The organism is Methyloradius palustris (assembly GCF_019703875.1).
GTDB classification, from domain to species: Bacteria; Pseudomonadota; Gammaproteobacteria; order Burkholderiales; family Methylophilaceae; genus Methyloradius; species Methyloradius palustris.
The window spans coordinates 1,974,913-1,987,340 of sequence record NZ_AP024110.1; the positions used below are offsets into that span (position 1 = coordinate 1,974,913).

Annotated in this window: 9 protein-coding genes; 1 reads left to right on the forward strand and 8 read right to left on the reverse strand. The window is 46.6% G+C overall.

Annotation, left to right across the window (positions count from 1 at the left end; translation table 11 throughout):
• Nucleotides 1–4: 4 nt before the first annotated feature.
• Nucleotides 5–910 carry a tetratricopeptide repeat protein gene (locus tag ZMTM_RS09540; RefSeq protein ID WP_221763653.1) on the forward strand — a complete coding sequence of 302 codons (906 nt, stop codon included), beginning with the start codon at nucleotides 5–7 and terminating at the stop codon, nucleotides 908–910.
• 32 nt (nucleotides 911–942) lie between these two features.
• Here the strand turns inward: ZMTM_RS09540 and ZMTM_RS09545 are convergent, their stop codons facing one another.
• From ZMTM_RS09545 to ZMTM_RS09580, 8 genes are all read right to left on the reverse strand, one after another.
• Nucleotides 943–1,626, reverse strand: a complete 684-nt coding sequence (locus tag ZMTM_RS09545) for a Fe2+-dependent dioxygenase (protein ID WP_221763654.1) — start codon at nucleotides 1,624–1,626, stop codon at nucleotides 943–945.
• A 125-nt stretch (nucleotides 1,627–1,751) separates the two neighbouring features.
• Complete coding sequence (locus ZMTM_RS09550; protein ID WP_221763655.1) at nucleotides 1,752–4,112, reverse strand: TonB-dependent receptor; 2,361 nt, start codon at nucleotides 4,110–4,112, stop codon at nucleotides 1,752–1,754.
• Nucleotides 4,113–4,414: 302 nt separating this feature from the next.
• On the reverse strand, nucleotides 4,415–5,602 hold the full coding sequence (locus ZMTM_RS09555; protein ID WP_221763656.1) for a DUF6607 family protein: 1,188 nt from the start codon (nucleotides 5,600–5,602) through the stop codon (nucleotides 4,415–4,417).
• A 12-nt stretch (nucleotides 5,603–5,614) separates the two neighbouring features.
• Nucleotides 5,615–7,975: a TonB-dependent hemoglobin/transferrin/lactoferrin family receptor gene (locus ZMTM_RS09560; protein ID WP_221763657.1), complete on the reverse strand. Its 2,361-nt coding sequence runs from the start codon at nucleotides 7,973–7,975 to the stop codon at nucleotides 5,615–5,617.
• A gap of 133 nt (nucleotides 7,976–8,108) precedes the next feature.
• Entirely contained in the window at nucleotides 8,109–8,306 is a 198-nt protein-coding gene (gene hemP / locus ZMTM_RS09565; protein ID WP_221763658.1) for a hemin uptake protein HemP, read from the reverse strand.
• Between the two features lie 46 nt (nucleotides 8,307–8,352).
• On the reverse strand, nucleotides 8,353–8,595 hold the full coding sequence (locus ZMTM_RS09570) for a hypothetical protein (RefSeq protein WP_221763659.1): 243 nt from the start codon (nucleotides 8,593–8,595) through the stop codon (nucleotides 8,353–8,355).
• A gap of 192 nt (nucleotides 8,596–8,787) precedes the next feature.
• A complete protein-coding gene (locus ZMTM_RS09575; RefSeq protein ID WP_221763660.1) occupies nucleotides 8,788–10,197 on the reverse strand; it encodes an HlyD family type I secretion periplasmic adaptor subunit in 1,410 nt (469 codons plus the stop codon).
• Nucleotides 10,198–10,199: 2 nt separating this feature from the next.
• Nucleotides 10,200–12,380, reverse strand: a complete 2,181-nt coding sequence (locus ZMTM_RS09580; protein ID WP_221763661.1) for a type I secretion system permease/ATPase — start codon at nucleotides 12,378–12,380, stop codon at nucleotides 10,200–10,202.
• Nucleotides 12,381–12,428: the final 48 nt, after the last annotated feature.

The following is a 12,428-nucleotide window of genomic DNA, read 5'->3' on the forward strand; positions in this document are numbered from 1 at the left end:
ACTTATGGCTATCACTCACATTTCTCCATATCAGCTCCAGAATACCAGCCCTGAAGAGCTATCCAGACATCTGGCAGGCGACCCCGCAGAGGCTGCGCTATGGATTAAAGCTGCCGCCGAACAAGGCATGCCAGATGCACAAGCGTTGCTAGGCCAAATATTGCTGGACGGCAGAGGAATAAGCTTGGACATGGTATTGGCACGTTACTGGTTTGCCAAAGCCGCAGATCAGGGACACCCCATGGGCCTGAATATGCTGGGGCGGTGTCATGAATTAGGATGGGGCGGTGGCATCGATTTTGCATTGGCCGCACTTCACTTCAAGCAATCAGCCGAGCTCGGCCTAGATTGGGGAATGTACAACTATGCCAATCTACTGCTACACGGCAATGGAGTAGAAAAGGATGAAGCATTAGCACTGGAGTGGTATTGCAAAGCAGCCGCACTAGGTAATGCAAAATCACTGAACGTAGTCGGCAGGTTTTATGAAGAAGGCTGGCTGGTCAGCGCAGACCGCGCTATCGCCGCGGATTATTATCGACAAGCCGCAGAGGGTGATGATTTTCGTGGACAATACAATTACGCATTACTACTGGCCGAACAAGGCTTAATGAAAGATGCCATATATTGGATGGAACACGCACTAGCCGCTGCTCATCTCAAGTTCACACGTGTCATGGCCGAAAACCTGCTTACATTTCCTAACCCCGAGTTTCATCGCATTGGCATGCTGGCCCATGAAAAATGCTGTGAACTGGGCAGTGCCAACGATTACTACAACTATGCATTAGTACTGCAAAAAGATAAAAGAAAAGCAGCCAATACGATTCTTGCTGAGACATGGCTAATGCGAGCTGCTGCGCAAGGCCATGACAAAGCCAAACGGCATCTAAAAGCTAGTCGCAGCTAAAAACTAAAGTCGTCGTTTACACAAGTAACAGGTTAACTATCCGCCCAGCGGCGCAATAAGTTGTGGTAAACCCCAGTCAGACTGATCACTTCAGCATCCTGATGCCCACGATCAATACCTAACTGCTGGATTGAGCGATCAAGCTGATACAGCAACGTTCTTTGTCCATCATCACGAACCATGCTCTGCAACCAAAAAAAAGAACAAACACGTGCGCCACGCGTTACTGGGGTGACATGATGCAAACTGGTAGAAGGGTAAAGCACCATATGGCCTGCTGGGAGCTTAACCTTTTGTTCACCGTAAACATCTTCAATCGTTAGTTCACCACCGTCATAATCATCCGGCTCTGACAAAAACAAGGTAGCCGAAAGGTCACTACGAATACGAAAGTTAGTGCCCCGCAGATGCCGTATCGCATTATCAACGTGCTTACCAAAACCCTGCCCGCCCAGATAACGATTAAATAAAGGTGGAAATACCTTGAGTGGCAAAGCTGCTGAAATAAATAAGAGATTTTGACCCAATGCATCCTGAATCAGGTCACCAATCTGGCGCGCTACTGGTGAGCTTTCTGGCAACTGCATATTATTTTTGGCAAGTGCGGACTGGTGCCCAGAAGTAACATTTCCATCTACCCATTCTGCAACATCCATCAACTGGCGGCATTCCGCTACCTGAGCTTTACTAAGCACATTTGGAATTGAGATCAACATGTACTTATCCCAGATAAAAAAGAAGATTATGCATGAATATTATTTGTGATTGCTTAAGCTAGAGCAGCAAAAAATCCCTACAGGAATTTACCCTGTGGGGATTATAAGCTGACTAAATATAGAAATTAATATTTAAAATTCAAAGTCAGGAAAGCTAAACGGCCTGCTGCTACTTGAGCATAGTGCGATGTGTATGCAGCATTGAAATAACGCTCATCAGTCAGGTTCTGCACATTAAGTTGCAAACTTAGATTCTTATCGATTTTATAATTTGCCATTGCATCGATTCGAACATATGAAGGGATGACCACCGAGTTAGCTGCATTGCCGAATTGCTTATCCACATAATATGCACCACCACCTACTGTTAAGTTGGGCATCACCGCATAGGTATTCCAGAGACTTACACTATTTTTAGGGGTGTTAGGAAACTGGTTACCATTATTAACGCTATTTGGCACATTGTTTGTAAGACCAGCGCTCGGTGCATTGTTAAAGACACCAGAGCCATTATCTACAAGCTTGCCATCCAGATATGTATAACCACCAAACGCCTGCCACTTATCGGTAATCCGTCCTGCGAAACCGAGTTCCAAGCCTTTTAATTCCTGATTCCCAACCAGCGCCGTCGTGCCGTCCGCAAGTGTCGCTCTTGCATTGGTCTTTTCTGTATAGAAAGTCGCAGCGGTTAAAGCAAGACCTTCAAGAACGTCCCACTTGGTACCGATTTCATAATTCTTTGAACGTTCTGGATCCAGATTGGCATTTGTTGCAACCCCTCCAGAAAGGTTATCCGAACCAGTACCAAGCGTAGTACCTGATGGCGTAGATGAAGTGCCAAATGAAGCATACACACTCGCATTAGGCTTCAACTTATAAACTACACCAGCCTGATAGTTGAAGAAAGCGCTGTCATTTTGCAAATAAAGCTCAGGCACCGTTGCACCGATTGCATTAGCCCCAAGGCCATTGCCAGTTGGCACTCTACGTTGATAAGAAGGAACATCTGACTCAGTAGAGTAGCTGTCATAGCGTATGCCTAAGTTAAGTATCCACTTCTTGGATAATTCCATAGAGTCAAAAGCATAAGCTGACCTGGTCGTTGCGGTTGAAGTTGTGTGCACACGACTTGCTTCAATGGTACCGCTCCAAGGATCATTGGGATTGGGGGTATATAGACTTGTACAGTCGTAATTACTTTGTAATGCTGCTCCTACGCCGCCACCCGCGCTACAAGTACGTAGGTTACCCCCCGTAGCGCTGAAGCCCAAACCATTTTGGATGATCTGATAAGGATCATTTTTGGTTTCTTCATGGCTTAATTCCAAGCCTATATTTGCACTATGCTTTACCTTCCAAGCATCAAACTTGATACTTAAATCAGTGACGTTAGCAAGGGTGTCCGTCTTTGAATTTCGGGATTTTGCTGAACGATAAACATTGCCATTAGCTACGTTGCCAGCACTATCGTCAGCCACTGTAACAATATAATCATTTGTTGAAACACCATAACGTGTGGTGTTCTTTAGAACAGTGGTTTCACTAAATGCATGTTTGATAGTAGCTGTACCAATATCAGACTGTGTCTTACGGAAATCACGGTTAGTTAAACCATAAAAATTATCCATATCGACATTCGCTGGCTGGCTAGGAGTGGCTTTACTTCTGCCTACAAACGTGTAGGGAATGCCATAGTCAGGCATGTCATCCGTCTGCAGGTGGTAATAGCTTAAAGTAGCGCTGGTTGGTGAATTCATACCCAAGGTAATGGATGGCGCAAAGCCCCAGCGACTTACATCAACCTCATCACGACCTGGAGTATCGGCAGAATGTGCCATTACATTGACACGAACGGCTACATCATCGCTCAGCATGTAATTAACATCACCAGTGGCACGGCGATATTTGTCGGTACCCAGACCAACACTACCTGACACAAAGTTTTCTGCTTTAGGCAGTTTGCTGACCAAGTTGATACTGCCGCCAGCAGAACCACGACCATCAAAAGCGCCACTTGGACCCTTGAGCACTTCAACACTTTCGATAGCGAAAATTTCACGGCTCTGGCCGCCCACATCACGAATACCATCTACATACATTGAAGCCTGAGAGTCGAAACCACGAATGAATGGTCGGTCACCAATAGAGCCACCACCTTCAGCTGAGCCAAACGTGATACCTGGCACTGTGCGCAGTGCATCTTCCAGAGTTACAGAACCACTATCCTGAATAACGCTTTGTGGAATGACAGTAATGGATTTAGGTGTATCTATCAGCGGCGCAGTGAATTTAGATGAAGACGCTTTTTCAGTCTTATATTCAGTTTCAGGTGCATTCTTAACCTCTGGGGCTGACACTTTGACTTCAGGCAAAGTAGTCGCCTCCTCTGGAGCAGCATATGCAGACCCTGTGCCGGTAAAAACAAGCGCAACTGCGGTTGCTACTGGATTTAATTTTCCGTTGTATTTTTGTTGCGATTTTTTCATTACCATTCCCCTAACTAGCCACCTTAAAAATAACTCCTTTGGCTTGCCTTCATCCGAAGGCTGGCTAATCACGAGTTCACTTAATCAAAATATCGCGATAATGATAACTATTATCATTAAGAATTACAAACACTTTATGACAAATGCTTACTCTTTCTTACAAAAAGCCTTACCTGCTCGAGTAATTTCGCTGCACGCAGATAACTTATGTTTGTATGGTTATCTTGTGTGATGTCGATAGTTAAACTACGCAAAGTACGCGTGTTGAGCTATACACAAAAAACACTACATTTCTACGGATATTAATAGCTAGGCTTTGCAGAAGCCCCACCCTTTTCTGCTAAATAATCTTGCACAGCCTTTTTTGCATAGCCAGATATTTCTTTAGCAGACCTCTGTTTGCCTTCACTCATGCCATCAGCATAGGTCACCACGGGTAAATAAAGCATGCCTTTATCTGGTGCACTGCGTAGCTGGATTGGCTTGCCTTGGCTGGTGAGCTCAGCCCATTGCTTACGTATCTCACTCCAGAACGGTTCAGTATTTTTAACGTAAGCATCAGCCAAGCTGAAATCAAACCCGGTAATCCGCTCATAACGATTAAATCCAAACTCCCTTGCGATGACCGCATTTAAAACTTGTGGCTGTGCATTGCTGTCTAGCACCACCTTATTGTTTTGCTGTTCATGCACCCAACCTGTGGGCAGAATGATCTGGCGATTATTTCCCATCAACAGTTGGTAGTCATCACGCACGGTGTATTCGCGGCGCGGCAATGGACGCCAGGTATCTGGTGAATTCCAGCTTGAGAAATTACTCAAATGTTGCCACACCGCCACGCCACCATAGCGTGGCGAATCATCTACCTGGTAAACAGTTTGCGACCATGCGCCCTTGCGCTCAGACTCAGGAACTGCCCGCGATTGCCAGGCATTGTGCCCACGATAGACCAGCACCTGCTTGGGTTCGTATTGCCAATCTTGCCGCCAGTGCTTGGTCAGCACTGGCTTTTCAACTGTGCCATCAGCGGCGATGCTCTGCGAGAGCAGCACATGTTGCAACACGATATGTTTGCCGCTGTCTTCCAGCACATAGACTTTTTCAGTGGCCCAGTTACGGTAAGGCACGGCTGGTTTGTAGTTGTCGGTAAATCCAGCGACTTCAACAAAATCAAAGCTGACCCTGAATTCCCCCACCATTGCCAGAATCGCACGGCGGTCACGTTCATAGCTGCCGATGCAAAGCTGTTGCAGTTTTAACCATGCATCGCTCGGTTTAGTGTCTAGCGTCACAGGCACGCCTTTACTATCGCCACCACGCGGCTTCATAGCGTCACTATCAGCAAACTGCCAGGCAAAAACATAAGGTTGGCTCTTTGGCTGATTTTCTAATATGTTACTGCTATCAGCGGCATAGGCGCTGGAGCAGACTATTAGCATGGCCGTGAATCCAGCCGCAGCAATTCCATAGATAAGTCGTTTGATATTCATTGTGATGCCTTTTTAAAATTGGTAGCTAAAACTGGCCGAAACGGTACGCCCTGATTGCGAGTAGAAATCGACACCGACTGGATTACGGCTATCGGCCTGACGGATATCGCTCCACAAAAAGTACTTTTTATCAAACAGGTTATTGACTGCGATATTGAACTGACCAGCCTTGATTGGGCGCCACCAAGCTGCCAGATTAGCCACGCTGTAACCTGCGGGGCGGAACCATGTGCCAGCAGTATCATCCGTACGTGTCACCGCTGCGGCTGATCGAACGCGGGCTTCAGCACCCCAGTCAGCGGCCTCACGCACCAAACCTAGAGACAGTCGTGCAGGCTCAACGCTATTCAAAGGCTGATTGGTTGATCTGTTCTCACCACGTGTCCAGGCCAACGCACCATCAACACTCCATCCAGGCGTGAAATCCCAGGTGCTTCGCAGCTCTGCCCCATAAATACGGACACTGGATATATTGCTGTTAATGAAAGTAGTGGCAACGCCAGAGATACAACGCGCATCGCCCGGGCAAACCAATTGCACATTCTCGATAAAGTCTTTGTAGTGGGTATCGTAGAGTGATAATTGACCACGTACTTTTTGCGCATACCACTTAATACCGCCTTCCACTCCCACGCTGGTTTCAGCTTTAAGGTCAGCATTCGGACTGATTGCATAACCTGGAGGTTGACCAGTGTTTCGGAAGGAGCCGTTCACTTCGTTATAATTTGGGGCTCGGAAGCCAGTGACAGCCTGGCCATACAGCGACATGGCCTGGTTAAGTTTCCAGCTTGCCGCCAGCTTGGGTGAAAATGCTGAGTCAGTTTGCTCTACCGCGCTACGGTTATTCGCTGACAGGGCAACTTGTGTTAGAGCATCGACCTCTGGCTTCAGCCTATTCCAGTCATAACGCAGGCCTGGGATGATTGATAGTGGGCCGCCAGCCAGACCACTGATTTCATCCTGTACGAATATGCCAGCCTTGTCATTAATGCCTTTAGGAAAATCTCGCACAGGGAAAGTATCACCCGCAAGAGTTTTGCTCACAGTGCCAGTTGTCAGGTTATATCTGGTGGCATCACGTAACTCTTCGGTTTCAACCCTGGAAATATCGATGCCATAGGTAAAGAAATGGTTCTGATCCCATATCTTGGTATCGCTATCTAATATCAAACCAAGGCCTGTAGACGTCTGGTTCAGGGAAAAACTCTGGTTCAGTAGGCAGTTATTACCAAAATTAGTGGGGGAATTAGCTCCTGAGCATGTCGCGCCAGTATTGGTGCGCGTTTGCACATTCTTATTATTGGTATCAGTCTCTTGGCGATAAAACTTCACTGCCAAGCGGTCATAAAAAGCGGACTGCGGTTTGTATTCCCAATCGATGCTGGCACGTATGCGCTGCGTATTATCTTCGCCCGATGTTGCAGTAACTTTGGGAAGCGTTGCCGATAAGCGCCTGACGTTAACATCGGCATCCTGCTCGCGCCCTTCCAGCATGACTGAAACTGTGTGTCCTTCTGCAGGCCGCAAGACGAATTTGGCAATGGCACCCTGGTCTTCAATGCTTTGTGGGTTAGGCTTAGTACGGCTGACACTCACCGTATCAGCGCTACCTTTATTGCGGAATTCACTGGCGTCAGTGTGTGAATAACCCAGCAATACATCCAGCATGTCGCTATGCCATGCACCCAGCACACTATTGCTAAAACCCTTGTTCTCACCGCTATACCCCATGCGGTAGCGCGCGCCGTAATCATTTCCAGGCGTCAGTACATCCGCTGGATCCAGCGTGATATAGCCGACCACACCACCAATCGCATCTGACCCATACAAACTAGATGCTGGGCCGCGCAATATCTCAACACGCTTGAGAAAATCGCGCGAAACACCCAAAGGCGCATTCATGGTGAAATTGGTTGGGCCGCCACTATCGTAATAGTCAGAGAGGCGCACGCCATCGACCATCTGCATCACACGGTTATCTTCAATGCCGCGAATATTGACGCGGGTAGCGCCAAAGCGACGAATGTCGCGTGCCATGCTGACATCGGGCTCATCACGAAAATAATCTGCTTCATCGGCTGCAATCTTGCGATCCAGCTTTTCACGGTTGATCACAGTAATGGTCGCTGGCACTTCATCAACCGCGGTTTCGCTGCGCGTTGCAGTCGTGGTTACTTCAGGCAATGTATCGAGTGAAGCTACTACATTAGCCAATGGTTTGCTTGCTTCTGCTGCTGGGCTAGATATGGAATAAGCACTGAGGCCTAGACCAAGCAATAAATTAATTAACAATAAGTTAATCGGTAATGATTGGATTGAATTAGCGCGTTGCCCAATAGGTTGGGCGCGCAATTTGCGTACGCATGACTTCATTGTATTACTCCCCTGAATGATAAAAATCACTGGCGGGCTAATAGCAATCAAGTTGCGTTGGCTGGCTGGATAAACTGCCTAGATATAAAAAACCAAATAAAAATTAAATACTGCCAAGAATTAAGTTTGTAGGCTATTTAGTAAGAATCAACTTCCCCTTACTGGTTAAACGTAAATAATATTGCTCCCCTGCATGATGAATCACTAGCTCTCTCAAGCCAGAAAACAACTCCTGGCTATTAAACTGCCTGATATTAACTGGCACTGCGACTGGCTTGGTCAGATATTGATTAATTTGTTCAAGATTGATAATTGATGATGATTTCTTCATTTTATAAAAAATCGCTCAATGCCGATTAATATAAAAGTCAGCGCCATCATGAGATTTTTCTAAGCTGACTGATCAACTGCTCTTGCGTAACCTTTGCCTGTTGCACCATTGATATCTTCTGCAATGACTCGCAAATAAGCTCATGTAAGGATTGGAATGCATTCACTTCGAGCCTCAAACTTAAAGCCCCAATTTCAAGCTCAGCAACATTGCATGATTCGCAATAGAGAACCCGGCAACCTTCGTTCCCCGCAAGTAATATGCGGTCACATGCTTTTTCTGATTTCATTGAGATTCCTTTACAAGAATGAGTAACGTATATAAATGATAATCATTCTCATTTAAGAAGTCAACATTATTACCAAGCTTTCTTAAAAACTGATCTGAAAGAATTAAGTCTGTCGGGATGTAATAAAGTCTGTCGGAATTATGAGAGGATTTGGTACTTGAAAGTACAAGTCTTGATGTAGTAACGCAATTTCTAACGCTCCCTCAAACTCTCATTTGCATACTGAAGCAATGGACTCAGGAAGTACTCAATCACACGCCGTTTCCCAATTTTAACCTCTACAGTCGCAGCCATCCCTGGGCTCAGATTCACCATCTTGTTATCTATGCGCATCTGGGATTTCTCTAGAAGAATACGTACTGGATAAATCAGCCCTTTTTTCTCATCGTTTGCCGCATCATTGGATACAAAGGTGACCTTGCCTGCAACGGTACCGTATTTGGTATAAGGGAAGGTCTCGAGTTTAACGGTAGCATTCTGGCCATCAACTACAAAGCCAATATCTTTGTTTTCAACATTGGCTTCAATTTCTGCCGCATTTTCGCGAGGCACTATTGCTAGCAATGCTTGCGCTGGGGTGACTACTCCGCCAATCGTATGAATGACTAACTGTTGTACCACGCCATCTACGGGAGCGGTCAGTCGCATCAATCTGTTACGTTGGTCATTCTTGCGTTTTTCCTGGGTCAATTGACCAATCTTGACCTGCGCATCACTCAGTGCATCGAAATGTGCTCTTGCTGATTCTGCGACGAACGACGTGCGTTCTCTTTTAGCAGTTTCAATTGCTGAATTGATTTCTTTCAGACGTGATTGTTGGGCAGCCAGGTCACCTTGTTGTTCAAGCATGGCTTGTTCTTTTTCAAGGTAGCCATGCTTGGAGACATAATTGTTATCCAGCAAACTTTGATAATCACCCGCCTGCTGTTTGGCAATCGGCAGTGTTTGCTCTAGTTTAGCTATCAATGCCTGCGTGGTTTGTATCTCAGATTGATGTTGCAAGATTTCGGCATCCAGTTTCGAGAGTTTTGCATGGTACTCAGCAAGGTCACTTTCTAGCCTGAGACGTATTTGCTGTAGGTGTTCTGCATCAGCTCCTACAACAGAAAGACTGGCGGCTTTACGCCTTTGAACTATATCCAGAAATGCTTGGGCACGTGCTGCTTCAAGTCTTGCAGTCAGTAAATCTTCCGTAACGCGGGAAAGATCCGCTGCCGATTGAGTCGCATCTAAATCAATCAATGGGTCTCCAGCCTTGACTGCCTGGCCATCAATAACATAAATGGCCTTAACAGTTGAAGTCTCTAAGGGCTGAATGACTTTGGTATGACCAGTGGCAATGATCTTGCCCTGAGCGACAGCCACAATCTCGATCTGACCAAAGATAGACCAAATTAATGCAATCAGCGCAAACGATATCAATAGGTAGGCAAGGATACGCGGCAACGGTGAGACTGGTGTTTCTTGTAACGCAAGGGCGGCAGGGAGAAATGCCGATTCATGTGTCATCCGCTTAGGACTGTCTAATGAAAAACGTTGTTTCCATACCGCTTTAAACACAGAGACATAACGGCTAAATAAGGCAAACCAGCGATTATTCATAATCAGCCCTGCTGTAACTTGTAAAGACGGGTATAGATACCTGCCTGATGTTGTAATAACTCATCATGAGAACCTGATTCAACAATCTGACCACGCTCAACCACCACGATACGATTGGCATGTCGTACAGCAGATAGACGATGCGCGATGATAAACACAGTGCGACCTTTACAGATTTCGCGCATATTGTTCTGGATGATGCTTTCAGATTCATAATCCAAGGCACTGGTCGCTTCATCGAAGATCAGGATACGTGGATTGGTGATTAAGGCTCTGGCAATGGCAATGCGCTGGCGCTGACCTCCAGAAAGTGAGGCGCCATGTTCCCCGACTGGCGTGTCGTAGCCATTAGGGAGTTCCAGGATGAAATCATGTGCGCCAGCAAGCTTGGCTGCCGCCATTACCCTATCGAGAGAAGTACCAGGATCGCTCAATGCAATATTGTCGCGAACAGAACGATTGAACAGCATATTCTCCTGAAGCACCACACCTACTTGGCGACGCAGCCAAACTGGGTCTGCCAATGCAAGGTCAACACCATCAACCATTACCCTGCCTCTCTCTGGCGAGTACAAACGCTGCATGAGTTTAGTGAGCGTGCTTTTACCAGAGCCTGAGCGGCCAACAATACCGATGATCTGCCCTGGATCAACTATCAGGGAAATATCCCGCAATATCTCCGCCCCGTCTGGGCGGTAACGAAAACTCACGCGCTCAAACTCAACTCGGCCTACAATCGCCGGCAAACTCATGCGACTCGCTTGGCCAGCTTCCATAGGGGTATTGAGAATATCACCCAGACGCTGCATGGAAATACCTACCTGTTGGAAGTCTGTCCAGAGTTGTGCAAGACGCATGATAGGTTGAGCCACTCTGCCGGCGAGCATATTAAATGCAATCAACTGACCTACGCTTAAATCACCTTGTATTACCAGGCGAGCACCCATCCATAAGGTCACTACTGTAACTATTTTACCAATCAGGTTCACCCCTTCGTGCGCTAGGCTGCCTACTACATTCGACTTGAAAGCTGCTGAGACATAGCCAGCTAACTGATTATCCCAATGACGTGTAAATTGGGGTTCAACAGCCATGGCTTTCACTGTATCCATCGCTGTCACAGTCTCAACCAAGAAAGCCTGATTCTCAGCGCCGCGATTGAATTTCTCATGCAATCGCGCTCGTAACAACGGCGTAGCTACAAGTGAAAGAATGAAGTAACAAGGTAGGGAAAGGACCACGACCAAAGTTAACCAACCACTGTAAAACAACATCACGGCAATGAATACCACTGAGAACAGCACATCCAGAATGACAGTAATGACATTGCCCGTTAGGAATGAGCGGATGTTTTCTAACTCTCGTACACGGGCAACTGCATCACCCACTCGACGCGCTCCGAACCATGCAACAGGTAGAGCTAGTAGATGCCGGAATAGCTTGGCACCTAATTCCACGTCGATACGGCTGGCCGTGTGGGAGAAAACATAACTCCGTAATGCTGAGAGCCCAATCTCAAATATCGATACAATCAGCAAGCCAAAACAGATCACATCCAGCGTACTTAGGCCGTGGTGTACCAACACCTTATCCATCACCACCTGAAAGAATAATGGTGTCACCAATGCAAATAGCTGCAAGGCAAACGAGGCTATCAGTACATCACGCAATAAATGACGATATTTGATGACTGCCGGAATAAACCATGTGAAGTCAAAATGCGAAAGTTGTGCAGCAAGAGATGCGCGCGAAGTGATAAGAATAAGTTCGCCAGACCATCTGGCCTGTAATGCATCAAGCGAGATTAACTGTGGCCGCTCTTCAACTGGGTCATGGATCAGTATTTGTTCATCTTGCAACCTTGCAATCACAAAAAACTCTCCATGCTGATCGATAGCAATCGCAGGCATGGGATTGCGCTCTAAGCGTTCTGGACTGATTCTGACTTGCTTGGCGGTCAGTTTATATTTCTTTGCAGCCAGCAGGATTTCTGTAATGCCAAATGGTTTTGCCTCAGATCCGAATTCATGACGAAGATGATCTCCTTCAACTGCCACACCATGATAACGTGCGAGCAATAGCAGGCATGAGAGACCTGTATCAATAGCTACACGTGATTGCGGTTCAGACGATGAAGCTGCAGGACCTTCTAGTCTTGGTTGTGATTGTTCTTGTTCTGACATCGATACAAAGCGAGGCCGACATCATGTGTGAGATGATATCGGCCTGCC